A 15,728-nucleotide genomic window follows, 5' to 3' on the forward strand; every position below is an offset into this window, starting at 1 on the left:
ACACCACGCACATGACCGCGCCCCGCATCGACACCGAGACCCTCCGCCGGCTGCCCAAGGCCGTGCTGCACGACCACCTCGACGGCGGCCTGCGCCCCGCCACCGTCGTCGAACTCGCGGCGGAGATCGGTCACGCCCTGCCCACCACCGACCCCGACGAGCTGGCCGCCTGGTACTACGAGGCGGCCAACTCCGGCGACCTGGTCCGCTACATCGCCACCTTCGAGCACACCCTCGCCGTCATGCAGACCCGCGAGGGCCTGCTGCGCACCGCCGAGGAGTACGTGCTGGACCTCGCCGCCGACGGCGTCGTCTACGCCGAGGTGCGCTACGCCCCCGAGCTGAACACCCGGGGCGGGCTCGCGCTGAGCGAGGTCGTCGAGACCGTCCAGGAGGGCCTCGCCGCCGGCATGGCCAAGGCGGCCGCCGCCGGCACCCCCGTGCGCGTCGGCACCCTGCTGTGCGGCATGCGGATGTTCGACCGGGTCCGCGAGGCCGCCGACCTGGCCGTCGCCTACCGGGACGCCGGTGTCGTCGGCTTCGACATCGCCGGCGCCGAGGACGGCTTCCCGCCCGCCGAGCACCTGGCCGCCTTCGAGCACCTGCGCCGCGAGAGCGTGCCGTTCACCATCCACGCCGGCGAGGCGTACGGCCTGCCCAGCATCCACCAGGCCCTGCAGGTGTGCGGTGCCCAGCGCATCGGCCACGGCGTCCGCCTCGTCGAGGACATCCCGGACCTCGCGGCCGGCAAGCTCGGCCGGCTCGCCTCCTGGGTGCGCGACCGCCGTATCGCGCTGGAGATGTGCCCCACCTCCAACCTCCAGACCGGCTGTGCCACCTCGATAGCCGAGCACCCCATCACGGCCCTGAAGGACCTCGGCTTCCGGGTCACCCTCAACACCGACAACCGGCTGGTGTCCGGCACGACGATGACCCGGGAGATGTCACTGCTGGTCGAGGAGGCCGGCTGGGGCGTCGAGGACCTGCGCACGGTCACGGTGAACGCCCTCAAGAGCGCGTTCATCCCGTTCGACGAGCGCAAGGCCCTCATCGAGGACGTGGTCCTGCCGGGTTACGCGGCCGCGCTCTGAAGCAGCCCCCTGAGGTAGGCGGCCTGTCCGACGTGCTGGAGATCGTCGGACAGGACGCTCACCAGGCGGACCCCGAGCGTGACCGGGGGGTCCCAGCGCTCGTCCACGATCCGCTCCAGGTCCTTGGCGGCGAGGGAGCGCAGGGCACCGAGGGTCTGCTCGTGGACGGCGTCGTAGTACCCGGTCAGCAGGTCGGCGGAGTCGACGGTGACCTTCGCGACCTTGGCGGGGGTGTGCCCGTAGCCGTGGTCGGCGGGCGGCAGATCGAGGCCGAATCGCTTCTGCCAGTCCTGGCCGAGCCAGACCTGCTCCAGGTCGAAGGCGTCGGCGACGTGGTCGTCCTGCACCCGGGTGAGGTGCCAGACCAGCCAGGCGATGGAGTTGGCGTCGGGCGCCGGGCGGTGGTTCAGCTCGACCGGTCCGAGGCCGTCGAGGGCGGCGTGGACCTCTTCCTGGATGCGGCCGTAGCCGTCGATGAGGATGTCCTTGGCATGCATACCGTCCACCATCCCAAACAGCGGCCGTTCACGCGTCCGGAACGGAAGCGATCGGGCAGGGCCGTGCGCCGCGCCTCGCCCGGGGTGCCGCGCGGCGAGTCGTACCGGACGAGCGCGTCCCGTCCTCGACGTGTCGTCAACTCACCGCCCTCTCGCGGAGGCTACGGGCGCGGGCTCAGGCACTCCGGATCGCTCCCGGTGCCGAGGAGGGCGACCAGCGCGCGGGCGGCGGGGCTGGTGGCGCGGTCCGGCGGCAGCAGGGCGACGGTCTCGTACTCGGCCTCGCCCGTGCCCTTCAGCGGGAGGGCCGTGAGCGCGGGCCGCTTGTGCCGGAAGTGCCGGGGGACGACCGCGATCCCCAGGTTCTCGTCCACCAGGTCCAGCAGGCTGTGCACGTCGTTGACCTCCAGCGCCACCGTGCGCCGTACCCCGGCCGCGGCGAACGCGGCGTCGGTCGCACGGCGCGGTCCCCAGTCCGGATGGAAGTCGACGAAGACCTCACCGGCCAGCTCCTGCGGGGCGAGCGCGGCGCCCGCCGAGGCCAGCCGGTGCCCGGGATGGCACAGCACGGTCATCGGCTCGCTGGTGAGCGCCACCGAACGCAGCTGGTCGGAGTCGGCCCGGGTGCGGTAGGCGAAGGCCAGGTCCAGCCGGCCGGCGGCGACCTCCTCGGCCAGCGCGCCGGAACCGGCCTGCCGCAGCCGGATCTCCACATCCGGGTGCCGCCCCCGGAAGCCCGCCAGCAGCCGCGCCACGTGCACCCCGGCGATGCACTGCTCGGTGCCGAGCGCCAGCGTGCCGCGCAGCACGCCCTGCACCGCGGCCACCGCCTCGTGGGCCGAGCGCACCTGCGCCAGGATCCGCTCGGCCTCCCCCAGCAGCGCCCGGCCCGCCTCGGTGAGCGTCACCCGCCGGGTGGTCCGCACGAACAACGGCGCCCGCAACTCCCGCTCCAGCGCCCGGATCGACGCCGACAGCCCCGACTGGGACACCATCAGGCGCTCGGCCGCCCGGGTGAAATGCTGGTCCTCGGCGACCGCGACGAAGTGCTGGAGGTGGCGCAGTTCCATGATTGAGAAGCCTATCCGCTGAATTCCATCGGATTCTTCTGTTGGACCGCTGCCCGCGGGGCGGTGGAGAGTGGGAGCGGTCACCGCGGAGCCGATGCCTCCGCCGAACCCCCGGCCCGACCGTGTGTCCACCCCTGATGGAGTCGCGTTGTACACCGCACACCCCGACCGCTACGACGGCATGCCCTACCGGCGCACCGGACGCAGCGGACTGAAACTCCCCGCGCTGTCCCTCGGCCTGTGGCACAACTTCGGCCCGGACCGGCCCGTCGAGACCCAGCGGGCCATCCTGCGCCGCGCCTTCGACCTGGGCGTCACCCACTTCGACCTCGCCAACAACTACGGCCCGCCGCCCGGCGCCGCCGAGTCCGCGCTCGGCGAGGCGCTGCGGGCCGACTTCGCGCCGTACCGCGACGAGCTGGTCATCTCGACCAAGGCCGGCTACCTCATGTGGCCCGGCCCGTACGGCGAATGGGGCTCGCGCAAGTACCTGCTGTCCTCGCTGGACCAGAGCCTCGCGCGCATGGGCCTGGAGTACGTGGACATCTTCTACTCGCACCGCCCGGACCCGGACACTCCGCTGGAGGAGACGATGGGCGCCCTGCACTCGGCGGTGCGGCAGGGCAAGGCGCTGTACGTCGGCGTCTCCAACTACTCGGCGGAGCAGACCCGCGAGGCCGCCCGGATCCTCGCCGATCTCGGCACCCCGCTGCTCATCCACCAACCGCGCTACTCGATGCTCGACCGGCGCCCCGAGGACGGGGGCCTGCTCGACGCCCTGGACGAGCTGGGGATCGGCTCCATCGCCTACTCCCCGCTGGAGCAGGGCCTGCTCACCGGCCGCTATCTCGACGGCATCCCCGAGGACTCCCGGGCCGCGAGCGACAGCCCGTTCCTCAGCTCCGACGCGGTCACCGAGGACCTGGTCGCCCGGCTGCGCGCCCTGAACGAGATCGCGGCCTCCCGCGGGCAGACCCTCGCCCAGCTCGCCCTCGCCTGGGTGCTGCGCGGCGGCCGGGTCACCTCCGCGCTGGTCGGCGCGAGCAGCGCGCGCCAGGTCGAGGACAGCGTCGGCGCGATCCGGAACCTCGACTTCGACGCTGGGGAACTCGCCCGTATCGACGCGATCGTCAAGCCGTAGCCCCGCGGGGCGGGAGCGAGAGGGCCGCGCACCCGGACGTTCACGCGAGCGCCGATGGGCCCGCGCTCCAGACAACGGCCGGGGGCACCACCCGCCCGCACAGCGGGTGGCCCTGGGCGTCGGTGAGGGGGAGCCGGCCCACCAGGACACCGCGTCGGCGTGCCTCGGCGAGTACCTCCGGCGGGACCTCGGCGAGCATCAGTTTGGCGCGCCGGAACATCCGGGGTGCCTCCTGTGGCGGCCGGCTGCCGACCCAGGAGAGGTAGACGAAGCGCCCGCCGAGCCCGTTCTGCAGGTACGGGCCGCGCAGCTCGCCATCGGCGGTGAACGCGCAGGAAAGCGTCCATGTCGCCGTCGGCGCGTCGCCGGGCTGCGGATCGAGCAGCTCGGCGGGCCGGTCCGCGCGCTGGACGGCGACCTCGATTCCGCTGACCCCCGGGAAACCGGGCCCGGGCCCGCAGTCGCGGCCGGGCAGGGTGTGACCTTCGATGCGCAGGTGCATGGCGCCAGTGTGGACGACGCGGGGGAGGGGGACATCCCTTTCCGCCGGAAGCCGCAGGGCGCTCGGGGCCCCGCGCCGCCCTGCTGGCCTGCCTCGCCGCCGGCGCCCTCACCGCCGCCCTCGCCGTGGCCGGACGCCACCTCGCCACCGCGCTCGCGCTGACCGGCGGGAACGGTCGGTACGCCGCCGGGCGGGCGGGCCGGGGGAGTGTCAGGCGCCTTGCGGTACCCGGTCCAGGAAGCCCAGCACCCGACGGATCCGGCCCTCCTCGTCCAGAGTGACCACGTCGAAGCCGGCGACCGGTGCCGAGCCTTCCCCGGAGGCGGCACCCCCGGTCTCGCTCACCAGCTCCCAGCCGAAGCGTGCGGTGTCGTGGTGGCCGTCCACCGTGCCGAGCGGGCGGAAGACGAACCCCGGGAACTGCTCGTGGGCCGCGGCGATCACGGCCGCGATGCCCTCGTGGCCGCGGACGTCGGCGAGGGGGTCGGTGTAGCCGCCGTCCGCGGTCCACGCGGCGGCGACCGCCTTCTTCAGCGCCTCCGGCTCGGTGGCGTTCCAGGCCTCGAAGTAACGGGCGGCCGCGATCGTGTAACGGTCGGTGTTCACGGACATGCTGAATCAGCCTCCATCGAGGTCGTCCCTGCTGGTCGAAAGCCGGATCCGAGGTTCTCGCCGATCCGGTGTGACCACCATGCCGCAGGCCGGTGGAGCGGGTCGATTACCTCTCGGGTCATGCCCGGGGCGGCGCGCAGCCCGGTGCATTCCGGCCGGAAACGGGCACCGAATATGCCAGCAGGCTGGCCGGAAAGTCATGGTGACAGTGTTTCGGGAGGGGCGATACTCGAACATCAGGGCACTTCACCGCACAGGAGCCGCACGGGAAGCGAGCGCTTCGGCCGGCACACCAGCGAGGCGACGGGGGAGTGAGAGGTGCACGACGAATTCCTGTGCCATGTCACGGCGTACGGCATGTGCGACGGGCGGCGGATCGGCGTGCCGCTCGGCACGTACCGCGCGCCGACGCTCGCCCTCGCCCTGTGGTGGTTACGGGACCGCGCGTCCTGGATCGCCGAGCGGCTCGACCCCACCCCGCAGGACTCCGTCTTCCCCGCGGGCGCGCTGGTGCCGGTCGCCGAGACGGTCGCGGACGTGCCCTCCCTGCTGCGTGCCTGGTGCGCGGACGACGCCCGCCAGGAGCGGGTGGCCGACGAACTGGCGGGCGGCCGGCTGGTGCGGATCGCCGCCAGCGACGACACCACCGAGTACGAGCTGCTCGCCGAGTCCGTCGACGCCCTCCGGATGCAGCGCACCCTGCCCGCCCTCGTCGTTCCCGTCGCCTGACACGTGTCCACGCGTCCGGGCAACCTCGATGGAGAGGCCCGAACGGGGGCGTATCGGTGGAATTCTGGCCATGGTGGAGCGGTCGGTCGCCCCGGCGGCGCCGGAACTCGTCCTGGAGACCGACACGGGCTCCACGGTGATGAGCCCGGGCCGTGACTACCACGTCGGACGCGACCCGTTGAGCGACATCGTCCTCGACGATGCCCGGGTCTCGTGGCACCACGCCGTGCTGCGCTGCGACCACGACCACTGGACCCAGGCCGACCAGCACAGCACCAACGGCACCTATGCCGACGGCCGCCGGATCGAACGGTGGGACGTCCGCCCCGGCAGCGTGCTCCGCTTCGGCAGCCCCGCCCATGGCCCCCGCGCGGTGCCCGCCGGGGCCCCGCGCCCCGGCTCCGACCGGCCCTCCGCGGTGTCGCTGGCTGACCGGCACCTTCCGCAGCCCCACCAGCGTCCGTCCACCGCCCGCGCACCCGACAACGACCTCGTCGTGGGCGACCTGACCGTCTCGCGCCGGCACGCCGAACCGCGCGCCCGCCCGGAAGCCGAGCGCGGCCCGCCCCGGCCGCCGACGCCGTCTTCGCCCGCGCCCTCGCAAGCGACCGGACGAGCGGTACGACACCTGCCTCGGCTTCGTCGCCGCGCTGCGCGCCGCTCTGGCCGCGGCCACGGCCGGGACCGCGGGCGCGCCGACGTGCGAGGCCGCGACGGAGCGGGGCCGCACGGTGACCGACGTCCCGGGCCCGCCGCACTGGGCGGATCCGGTGTTCCGGGCCTGACACCGGTGTTCCGCGTCCCGGTGGGCCGTCTCAGGGCGGAGACGGCTCGTCGACCTCGCCACGGCGGCGCACCGGCAGGGCCAGCAGCCCGCCGACCAGTCCGGCGACCAGACCCCACAGCGCGCCCAGCCCCACCGCCTGCCAGAGCCGCGGCTTCAGCAGCACCTCGCCCGACAGACCGCCGCCGAGGTCGCCGATGCCGAGCAGGGACAGGCCGTAGTGCGCCGAGACGCGGCTCGCCAGACAGATCATCAGCACGGTGAGCGCCAGCGCGACGGCCAGGTGCACCGCGTGCTGCCACAGCCGCATCCGGGCCGGTGAGCGGACCGCCATCCAAAAGGCCACGGCGAGCAGCATGATCGCGTCCACGACCGGCAGCCACCACCAGCGGCCGTCGTAGCCGGTGAGCGAGCGCAGGTTCAGCGTGGAGACGTCCGGGGTGCGCAGCAGCACGTCCAGAACATGGGGCATGGGCAGCCCGAACGGCCCGTCCACGCGGCCGTACCAGGTCGCGCCCAGACCGATCGTGAAGGCCGGCCAGGCCAGATTGGGCAGGCCGAGCAGGATCAACGCGAAGGTCGCGGCGGCGTGCCCGCGAGAGGCCGCCGTGATCAGCGCGACGACGAAGCCGATGGCGACGTAGCCGACGAGCAGGACGACCATCGCGTGCGCCGCCGGACGCACCGACTCCTGGCAGCGCAGCAGCCGCCCCGGCAGCGGAGCCCCCCGCGCGACCAGCAGCGCCAGCAGCAGCACCCCGGCCAGCCACACCATCCCGAACACGACGGTCAGCGGCACGTCCGTGGTGAAGCCGACCTCCGGGGCGGCGTTGAACAGCCCGGCCAGGTCGCTGAGCGTGCCGCTGCCCACGTCGACGGCGAAGGTCTGCCGGGCACCGAGGGCCAGGCCGATCAGCACCAGCAGCCACAGCACCGCGAGCCGCGCGGCCCAGCCCGCCAGCTCCGCGGCCGAGGCCACCGCCCGGTGGCGCAGCGGGCGCAGAAAGCCCGCGCCGATCACCAGGGCACCGGCGAGCGTCACCGACAGCGGGAGCACCGTGAGTCCTGCGTGGCTCTGGGCCAGCGCCCCCGCGTTGCCGGACAGCTCGACGCTGCCGCCGACGGCCGTGGCCAGGGTCGCGGCCACCACCCGCGGGAACGCGCCGTCCGGCAGATCCGCCGCGCCGGCCGCCCACAGCCCCAGCGCCGCCACCAGCACCATGACGGCCAGCCCGGTCAGCACCGCGCCGAGCGCCTGGGCCCAGCCATGGCGGGCGACGGGCCGCGGGGAGACGGTCGGAGGGCTCACACCGTTCACGCTAAGCAGCGTCCGGCCGTCCCGCCCGTCGGCTTGCGACCGCCGCGACACTCCGACCCACAATGGGCTGAACGTGCCCCTGTAGGCACCTGTCGGGAGTTCGCGGTGCAAAGCCGCGCATCGCGACGGGGCGAAGTACGCGACGGGAAGAAGTGGTCGTCAGCGTCGAACCTCCGTCATCCGGCCGCCCCACCGGGCCGCTCTCCGGTCCGCTGTCGGGGTCCTCCGGCCCGTCCACCGGGCCCTCGGGCGGCGGCAGTGGATCCAGGGAGCCGCACGGGCCGTGGTGGAAGTCCGTCCCCCGCATGAGCGCCCTCGGCGCCGTCGTGGTCGCCGCCGTGGTGCTCGCCGTCGTCTTCACCCGTTCGGGCGGCGGCTCCTCCGGGAAGGGCGGTGAGGTCTTCCTCCAGGCGGCCGCCGTCGGCCAGGCCCCCTTCACGGCATCGACCGCCAGGCAGAGTTCGATGCCGCCGCCCTCCGCGGCCTCCGCCGCCCCCACCGGCCCGGCCACCACGGTGCAGGGTGTGCAGGGCGGGGCGCCCGGCCTGTACGGCGGCACCCGGGACGTCGCCGCCTGCGAGGTGGAGCAGCAGGTCAAGGCCCTCCAGGCGGACCAGGCCAAGACCAGGGCGTTCGCCTCCCTGGCCGGTGTCCAGCCGTCCGGGGTGCCCGCCTATCTGCGCGCGCTCACCCCGGTCCAGCTGCGCGTCGACACACGCGTCACCAACCACGGCTGCCGCGACCAGCTACCAGGCCGTCCTCCAGGCGGGCACCGCCGTGCTGATCGACAGCCACGGCGTGCCCCGGGTGCGCTGTGCCTGCGGCAACCCCCTGACCCCGCCCGTCGCCGAGAGTGCGCCCACGCTGGTGGGACCGCGCTGGCCGGCGTACCGGCCCTCGAACGTGGTCGTCGTGACGCCTGCGCCGACGGTGGTCGACGTCTTCGTGCTCTTCGACCCCCACCACGACGACTGGATCCAGCGCCCGCACGGCGACCAGGGCTGACGGCACGACGAGCACGCCAGGCCGCCGAAGGACCCCCACCCCTGGAGCCCGCCCCCGTCACCGTCCTCGTCGTGCCCGCCCGGCGCGGAGTCCTGCCCGTCACCGTCGGGCAAGCCGTCGTCGCCGAGCGCCTCCTCCTCGTCGTCGGCCTCGCCGCCCTCGCCCTCGCCCTCGCCCTCGCCGTCTTCCCCTTCCCCTTCCCCTTCCTCCTCGTCCCCCTCCTCTTCGCCGGCGCCGAGCACGCCCCCGTCCTCGCCCCCGCCGTCCTCCTCCCCGCCGGCGCCCTCCTCCGGCTCGCCGTCCTCCGCCGGACCCTCGTCGTCGGGGCCGAAGCCGGCAGGGTCGTCGCCGGGGTCGTCCCCGGCGAGGTCGTCGTCGGCCGCGTCCCCCGCCGCCGGTCAGTCGTCGGCGAGCCCGCCCGGAGGGTGACCATCGCCACTGTGCGCGTTCGGCGAACTCCGGGGGGACTGTCGGCGACGGCTCGGGGTATCAGAACCCGTGCAACAGGCGAACGGCCGGACCCGGCATTCGAGAGAGACAGCATGACCGAGTACGTGGGCGGGGATGTGATACCGACCGGTTTCGACGTCCCAGTGGAACCGCTGCGACGCGCGTCGCACTACACCGGCGAACCCGGCTCCATCGCCGAGGCACGCGCCTTCGCGGCCCGGTTCCTGGAGCAGCTGAGGACCGAGTGGTGTGCCACTTTCGACCGCGGCGCCGACGGTGAGCTGCTCCTGCTCGTCAGCGAGCTGGTCACCAACGCCGAACGGCACAGCAACGGGCCCTACATCCTGGAGCTGGAGGGGACGGACAGCGCGGTCACCGTATGCGTCTACGACAGCAGCTCCGCGCTGCCGCGCCGCTACCCCCGGGATCCCGCACGCGTCGGCCGTCACGGTCTGGAGATCGTCTACGCGCTGGCCACCGAGGTCACCGCCGAGCGCGTCCCCGTCGGCAAGCTGGTGCGGGCCCGCTTCACGCTGAGGCGCTGAGCACGCCGCGGGCGCCGGACCGATTCCCCTCAGGGCGCAATGCCGGGCTCTTGTCCCCGGGCCCCCGGCTTCTAGGCTGACGCTGGTGAGCAACCAGGTGAGCAACGAAGCCCGAGTGATCCCGCTGCGGCCCGCGCCCGCCCGCCCGCGGACCCCCGAGGCCGCCCCCCGGGGCCGCCCCGCCTCAGGGGACCGCCCGGAACGGCAGGACTCCGAACCCCTGGACGGCAAGGAGCCCCTGTGGCGGGATCTGGTCGGTGAGGTACTGCGGCGCGAGCGGCGGGCACAGGAGCGCACTCTGAAGGATGTTGCCGACGCCGCGCGGATCTCGCTGCCCTACCTCTCCGAGGTCGAGCGCGGCCGCAAGGAGGCATCCTCGGAGGTCCTCGCGGCCGCCGCGCACGCCCTCGGGCTGGGCCTCGGCGACCTGCTGTCGCTGGTCCACGGCGAGCTGACCCGGCGCACGAGCACACAGCCGAGCATCTCCCGCCGCCCGGCCGCCGCACCGCACCGGCCCTACAACGGCCTCTGCCTGGCCGCCTGACCGGCCGCCCGCGACCGCCGCGCCCGGCAGCCGGTCCCGCGCGGTCGCTGCCCTGGACGGCTCGGTCGGCCGGGCCCGCCTGCCGGTGGCGTGCGCCGGGCCGGCAGGGGGAGGGACGCGGCCCGGATTCCTCGCCCTTTCCCGCCGCCCGGCCGATGAGTTTCGGCGCGCGGGCCGGTCGGTACAGATGACCGCGTTCCCCGCCCAGGAGGTACTCATGACCACCGACGGTTTCACCACCTGCCTCTGGTTCGACGGCCAGGCCGAGGAGGCCGCCGAGTTCTACGTGTCGGTCTTCAAGAACTCGTCCCTCGGCCGGATCACCCGCCACACCGAGGCCGGACCCGGCCCGGCCGGATCCGTGCTGGTCGTCGAGTTCACCGCCAACGGCCAAAGGTTCATCGGGCTCAATGGCGGCCCCCAGTTCACGTTCAACGAGGCCATCTCCTTCCAGATCTTCTGCGCCGACCAGGACGAGATCGACTACTACTGGACCAGGCTCACCGAGAACGGCGGCGAGCCCGGCCCCTGCGGCTGGCTCAAGGACCGCTACGGCGTCTCCTGGCAGGTCGTCTACGACCGGATGGCCGACCTCCTGAACGACCCGGACCCGCGGAAGGCGGCCCGTGTCACCAGCGCGATGATGAGCATGGGCAAGCTGGACGTCGCCGCCCTGGAGCAGGCGCACGCGGGGGAGTAGCCGCTCATCCGGCCGCGGTGTCGGCGAGGATCTCGGCGATGACGTGCCGGGAGTTCTCGGCCAGCGCCGGGTTGGTGTGCTCGTAGTACGGCAGCTGGACGAGCGAGATCGACAGGGCCCAGCCGCGTCCGCGCGCCCACTGGGCGTCGTCGGCGCCGACGGCCGCGCGGAAGACGTCCCGGGCGGCGGCGGGCAGCAGGTTCCAGGCGACGATCAGGTCCACGGCCGGATCGCCGGCGCCCGCGCAGCCGAAGTCGATCACGGCGCTCAGCCGGTCGCCGTCGACCAGCACATTGCCGGGGGAGAGGTCCCCGTGGGCCCATACGGCCGGGCCGCGGTGGGCTGGTGCGGCCAGGGCCCGCTCCCAGCGGGCCGTGACCGCTGCGGTGTCGATCCGTCCGCGCAGCTCGGCGATCGCGGCGCGGGTCGGCTCGTCCCGGTCCCGCAGCGGACCGGGACGGTAACCGGCGGGCGCCTCCCGCGCGTCGATCCGGCGCAGGGCGCGGACGAACGCCCCGAGGTCGGCGGCGAGCCGCAGCGGCTGCGCGACGGCGCCCGCCACGGGGTTGCCTCCCTCCAGCCAGCGGTAGACGGACCACGGCCAGGGGAACTCCGTGTCCGGCTCGCCGATCCCGAGCGGCTCGGGCACGGCCACCGGCAGGTCGGGCCCGAGCCGGGGCAGCCAACGCTGCTCGTGGGCGACGTCCGCGACGGCGCCGGGCCGCCGGGGAAGCCGTACGACGAGATCGGCGCCCAGACGGAACATGGCGTTCTCGGTGCCGGACGACGCGAGGGGCCGTACCGGCAGACCGGCCCAGTGCGGAAAGCGGCGGACGACCAGCCGGCCGACCAGCGGGGTGTCGACGCGGAACTCGTCCGCGTGCATGCGCGGCGGTGGGGTGACGGCATCCATCGAGAACCCATCCCAGCCCCCCGGCGCCCCCGCTGTCGACCGGATTTCGCCTGCCGACCGGATACCCCCGCGGCCGACCGGCCGTCCGGATCAGACCCGGTCGGCCACGATCAGCAGATACTGGAAGCTGCCGTTGCGGTAGGCGTCCAGGAACGCGTCCTCGATGCCCGTCACCAGATGGTCGGCCTGCTTGCGCAGTTCCCAGTACGGGATCGTCGCCGCGGTCAGATCCTCCACATGGACCGGCACCAGCCGGTTCCTGGCCATCGCGCGGAAGTACTCCGACCTCGGATGGATGTCGCAGATGTAGTGCGCGTTGATCAGCGACACCTCACGCGAGGCCCTGCCGTAGGTGTCGTTGTAGCAGCCGGTGATCGTCACATAGCGCCCGCCGCGGCGCAGCAGCCGGGCGTGCTCGGCGAACAGCAGCTCCAGCTCGACGTACATCGTGGACTCGTTGTTCCACGAGGCGGCGTACGCCCCCGACTCGAAACCGGTGTCCAGCATGTTGCGGTGGTGGTAGCGCACCTTGTCGCCGACGCCCCGCTTGCGGGCCATCTCGTTGGCGAAGTCGCACTGCTTGGCCGAGATGGTGACCCCGTCGGCGTGGCAGCCGTAGCGCAGGTTCGCCACGATGCTGCCGCCGCCCCGGCCGCAACCGGCGTCGAAGACGCGGTCGGTGGGCGTGAGCGGACCGAGGTGGGAGGCCAGCAGCTCGGCCTGGGCGTGCTCCAGCCGGTGCAGCTCGCCGGTGATCCGCTCCTTGCGCAGCTCGGGATCGGGTTCGTCGAGCACCGACCGGTCGGCCTCACCGATGCCGTAGTGGTGGTGGTACAGGTCGTCGATCTTGCCGAGTTCGAGGTTGACCGGGTTCTCCTCGGCGTTCCAGTAGTCCGCGACTCGGTTCTGGTAGACGGACTGGGTCGGGACCGGGAGCGAGGTGGTCCGGGCGGGGGCGGTGGTCAACGATGACTCCTCTGGACACATGTGACGGCGTTGCGGAGAGGCTGATTCACCCGTGGGCGGGCGGATCACCAGTAGTCGGGCAGGTGGTAGCGGTTGGTGTTGGTGGCGTGCCACTCGTGGTTGCCGGAGACCCAGGCGGCCAGGCCCTCGGCGTAGCGCGCGATCAGGGGCGAGGTGGCGGAGAGGGCCGCCGACTCCTCCTCGAAGGCCTCCATGACCCGGTTGTGGATCCCGACGGACTTCAGATAGGCCGCTTTCAGCCCGCGCCGGTCGTTGGCCGCGACGACCTGCGGCAGATTGAGGTGGTCCGGGTCGCTCGCCAGCTCCTTGGTGAAGGAGTAGAGGTCGTTCACGATCGTCGTGGCGTTGCACGCCAGGGCCGTGATCCGCTGGATCTCCGGGCGGGCGTAGACCTGCTCGGGCAGCTCGTAGCCGTCCACCGCGTCGACCAGCGACAGACAGGGACGGAAGTTGTTGAACTGCCGCATCACGAGGTACTCCCAGACACGCGGCATGTACCGGGTCTGCATCCAGGCGGCCTCGGCGAGATACCCCATGTGCAGCCGGGCGATGTCGTGCACGAACCGGTCGGTCTGGCTGGGGGTGGCGAAGGTGGCGTAGTCCGCGAGGGCGTGGTGGTACGAGCGCAGCGGGCCGTCGGCCTGGATGCCCTCGCGCCACTCGGCCTCGAGTTCCGGGACGCCGTGGTAGGGGTCGAGCGCCGACTGCGCGATGATCAGCGGGCCGCCGAGGCCGAGCCGCGAACCGCCCCGGCCCTCGTCCTCCTCGCAGTAGCAGGAGTCCACGATGTTCTCGGCGAGCAGCAGCTTGCCGGCGGCGGTGAGCCGGTCCAGGTCGAGGCCGCCCGGATGCTGCAGGACGATGGCGCGGCCGGTCTGGAAGTCCGCGAAGTCCCCCGTCCAGGCCTCGGGGAACAGGTCCAGTTCCCGGGCCCAGGCCTCCAGCCGGCGGTCGATCTCGGCGGCCTTCTCCGGGTCGGCGGGCACGGCCGGCCGGTGGTGCAGGCCGGGGATCACGCCGGTGCGGCGGGCGGGGCGCAGGGCCTGGGCGATGTTCGGCGGCCCGGGCAGCGTGTAGGCGGTCGTGGGTGTGCTCATGGCGTGCTCCAGCCCGTCAGTCGGCGGTCCGGCCGAGCTGGACGTGCTCCAGGATCCCCGCCGCGTCGGGGACGAGGATGGCCATCGAGTAGTAGGCGGTGACGAGGTAGTTGATGACGGCCTGCTCGTTGATGCCCATGAAGCGGACGTTCAGACCCGGCTGGAACTCCTCCGGGATCCCCGTCTGGTAGAGGCCGATGACGCCCTGGTCGGCCTCGCCGGTGCGCATCGCGATGATGCTGGTGGTGTGGTCCTCGCTGATCGGGATCTTGCTGCACGGGTAGATCGGCACCCCGCGCCAGGCCGGCACCTCGTGCCCGTCGACGGTCGCGGTGCCGGGCACCAGGCCACGCCGGTTGCACTGCCGGAAGAACGCCGCGATCGCCTTCGGATGGGCGAGGAACACCTTGGTCTTGCGCCGCATCGACAGCAGCTCGTCCATGTCGTCCGGGGTCGGCGGCCCGGTGAAGGTGCTGATCCGCTGACCGTAGTCGACGTTGTGCAGGAGCCCGAACTCCCGGTTGTTGACCAGCTCCCACTCCTGGCGCTCGCGGATCTCCTCGACCGTCAGCCGCAGCTGCTGCTGGGTCTGGTCCATGGGGTCGTTGTAGAGATCGGCGATGCGGGTGTGCACCCGCAGCACGGTCTGCGTGAGCGACAACTCGTATTCGCGCGGGGAGAGTTCGTAGTCGACGAAGCCGCCCGGCAGGGTCGGCTCGCCGGTGTGGCCGGCCTGCACCGGCACCTCGGCCTCGCCCTTGCGGTTCGCGGGCCTGCGCTGCCGGTCGACGTACTCCTGGAGATGCGCGGCGAGGGACGGCGCCCGGCCGGTGACCTCCTGGACGGCCGCCCAGGGCAGCGCGAGCACCACGCCGGCGGTGTCGGCGCGTACCGAGGACAGCCACAGCGGGTCCGACTGGCCGACCGCCTCGTCGCCCATCTGGTCGCCCGCGGCGACGACCCCGGTGATCTCCTCGTCGCCGTACTTGCCGTTGGTGTAGCGGGTGAACCGGCCATGGACGACCAGGTACGCCTCCGTCACGGGCTGGCCGGCCTCGAACAGCACCTGCCCGGCGCGCACCTCGCGGGGCTGGAAGCGGCCCGCCAGCTCCCGGAGCACCTCGCCGTCGGGGTAGCCGCGCAGGATCGGCAGCTCGGTCAGCGTTTCCGGGATGACCCGGATGTCGTCGGCGCCGTTGTGCTCGAAGTGCACCCGGCCGCGCCCGGTGCGCAGCTGGAGTCGGCGGTTGACCCGGTAGGTGCCGCCCTTGACGTCCACCCAGGGCAGGGCCTTCAGCAGCCATCGGGAGGTGATGGCCTGCATCTGGGGTTCGGACTTGGTGGTCGTGGTGAGCTGGCGTGCCGCCCGGGTGCTCAGGCTGGTGAGCTGCTCGTCCGGGTCGGGGGCGGGCTCTTCGACGACGGAACCGGTGGCGCTGTCCGGTGTGGACACATTCCCTCCAGCAGGGCGGAACAGGGGGTGACGGGATCGAGCAGTGGTGTGCCAGTGGCGTTGGGCAGGCACCAGCCAAACAGGCCTGATGATCACCGGGTAAGGCGTGAAGAGGGGCGGTTGCGCGCGTGGGTTGTGCAAACCCGCCGTTTGTGTCAAACATGCGGCGCGCAGCACGCCAGCGCGCCGGTCCGCCGCCTCCGAAAGCGGGTTTCCCGGCCGCCCTTCACTCGCGCGGGTACCCGGACGCGCCTGGCGCGTGACTCCCGTGACGCGCCGCACGCCCGCGC

15 protein-coding genes and 2 pseudogenes are annotated in these 15,728 nt (G+C 73.1%); 8 read left to right on the forward strand and 9 right to left on the reverse strand.

Annotated elements, in window-relative coordinates; all coding sequences use genetic code 11:
* Window positions 1-11: 11 nt before the first annotated feature.
* Entirely contained in the window at window positions 12-1,091 is a 1,080-nt protein-coding gene (locus tag ACZ60X_RS13275) for an adenosine deaminase (protein ID WP_469597236.1), read from the forward strand.
* Here ACZ60X_RS13275 and ACZ60X_RS13280 read toward each other — a convergent pair.
* Complete coding sequence (locus tag ACZ60X_RS13280; RefSeq protein WP_469597239.1) at window positions 1,073-1,588, reverse strand: mycothiol transferase; 516 nt, start codon at window positions 1,586-1,588, stop codon at window positions 1,073-1,075. The two genes, ACZ60X_RS13275 and ACZ60X_RS13280, sit on opposite strands and share 19 nt — an antisense overlap.
* Window positions 1,589-1,749: 161 nt before the next feature.
* The gene (locus ACZ60X_RS13285) at window positions 1,750-2,658 is read right to left on the reverse strand and encodes a LysR family transcriptional regulator (RefSeq protein ID WP_469597241.1); all 909 of its coding nucleotides are present in this window, start codon (window positions 2,656-2,658) and stop codon (window positions 1,750-1,752) included.
* Between the two features lie 148 nt (window positions 2,659-2,806).
* On the opposite strand from ACZ60X_RS13285, the gene mgrA reads away from it, so the two are divergent.
* On the forward strand, window positions 2,807-3,799 hold the full coding sequence (gene mgrA / locus ACZ60X_RS13290) for an L-glyceraldehyde 3-phosphate reductase (RefSeq protein WP_469597244.1): 993 nt from the start codon (window positions 2,807-2,809) through the stop codon (window positions 3,797-3,799).
* 40 nt (window positions 3,800-3,839) lie between these two features.
* On the opposite strand, the gene ACZ60X_RS13295 is transcribed toward mgrA, so the two are convergent.
* Window positions 3,840-4,301, reverse strand: coding sequence for a DUF5990 family protein (locus ACZ60X_RS13295; RefSeq protein WP_469597248.1), 462 nt, complete (start codon window positions 4,299-4,301; stop codon window positions 3,840-3,842).
* Window positions 4,302-4,511: 210 nt separating this feature from the next.
* Window positions 4,512-4,913, reverse strand: coding sequence for a nuclear transport factor 2 family protein (locus ACZ60X_RS13300; RefSeq protein ID WP_469597251.1), 402 nt, complete (start codon window positions 4,911-4,913; stop codon window positions 4,512-4,514).
* 318 nt (window positions 4,914-5,231) lie between these two features.
* Between ACZ60X_RS13300 and ACZ60X_RS13305 the strand changes: the two genes are divergently transcribed.
* Both ACZ60X_RS13305 and ACZ60X_RS13310 read left to right on the forward strand, forming a co-directional pair.
* Entirely contained in the window at window positions 5,232-5,642 is a 411-nt protein-coding gene (locus tag ACZ60X_RS13305; RefSeq protein WP_469597253.1) for a hypothetical protein, read from the forward strand.
* 70 nt (window positions 5,643-5,712) lie between these two features.
* A pseudogene (locus ACZ60X_RS13310) lies at window positions 5,713-6,192 on the forward strand (FHA domain-containing protein); the annotation flags it as partial.
* A gap of 265 nt (window positions 6,193-6,457) precedes the next feature.
* Here ACZ60X_RS13310 and ACZ60X_RS13315 read toward each other — a convergent pair.
* The gene (locus ACZ60X_RS13315; RefSeq protein ID WP_469597256.1) at window positions 6,458-7,735 is read right to left on the reverse strand and encodes a streptophobe family protein; all 1,278 of its coding nucleotides are present in this window, start codon (window positions 7,733-7,735) and stop codon (window positions 6,458-6,460) included.
* Between the two features lie 161 nt (window positions 7,736-7,896).
* On the opposite strand from ACZ60X_RS13315, the pseudogene ACZ60X_RS13320 reads away from it, so the two are divergent.
* The 4 genes and pseudogenes from ACZ60X_RS13320 (at window position 7,897) to ACZ60X_RS13335 (ending at window position 10,988) form a co-directional block, all read left to right on the forward strand.
* Window positions 7,897-9,178, forward strand: a pseudogene (locus tag ACZ60X_RS13320) (DUF6777 domain-containing protein).
* A 113-nt stretch (window positions 9,179-9,291) separates the two neighbouring features.
* Window positions 9,292-9,744, forward strand: a complete 453-nt coding sequence (locus tag ACZ60X_RS13325; RefSeq protein WP_469597258.1) for an ATP-binding protein — start codon at window positions 9,292-9,294, stop codon at window positions 9,742-9,744.
* 85 nt (window positions 9,745-9,829) lie between these two features.
* On the forward strand, window positions 9,830-10,288 hold the full coding sequence (locus tag ACZ60X_RS13330; RefSeq protein WP_469597261.1) for a helix-turn-helix domain-containing protein: 459 nt from the start codon (window positions 9,830-9,832) through the stop codon (window positions 10,286-10,288).
* Between the two features lie 217 nt (window positions 10,289-10,505).
* A complete protein-coding gene (locus ACZ60X_RS13335) occupies window positions 10,506-10,988 on the forward strand; it encodes a VOC family protein (RefSeq protein WP_469597263.1) in 483 nt (160 codons plus the stop codon).
* A gap of 4 nt (window positions 10,989-10,992) precedes the next feature.
* Here the strand turns inward: ACZ60X_RS13335 and ACZ60X_RS13340 are convergent, their stop codons facing one another.
* The 4 genes from ACZ60X_RS13340 to ACZ60X_RS13355 form a co-directional block, all read right to left on the reverse strand.
* Window positions 10,993-11,901, reverse strand: coding sequence for an aminoglycoside phosphotransferase family protein (locus ACZ60X_RS13340; RefSeq protein ID WP_469597266.1), 909 nt, complete (start codon window positions 11,899-11,901; stop codon window positions 10,993-10,995).
* A gap of 90 nt (window positions 11,902-11,991) precedes the next feature.
* The gene (locus ACZ60X_RS13345; protein ID WP_469597269.1) at window positions 11,992-12,867 is read right to left on the reverse strand and encodes a geranyl diphosphate 2-C-methyltransferase; all 876 of its coding nucleotides are present in this window, start codon (window positions 12,865-12,867) and stop codon (window positions 11,992-11,994) included.
* A 65-nt stretch (window positions 12,868-12,932) separates the two neighbouring features.
* On the reverse strand, window positions 12,933-13,985 hold the full coding sequence (locus ACZ60X_RS13350; protein ID WP_469597271.1) for a family 2 encapsulin nanocompartment cargo protein terpene cyclase: 1,053 nt from the start codon (window positions 13,983-13,985) through the stop codon (window positions 12,933-12,935).
* 16 nt (window positions 13,986-14,001) lie between these two features.
* A complete protein-coding gene (locus ACZ60X_RS13355; RefSeq protein ID WP_469597274.1) occupies window positions 14,002-15,438 on the reverse strand; it encodes a family 2B encapsulin nanocompartment shell protein in 1,437 nt (478 codons plus the stop codon).
* Between the last annotated feature and the right edge of the window lie 290 nt (window positions 15,439-15,728).

Source organism: Streptomyces sp. NPDC104106 (genome assembly GCF_055584345.1).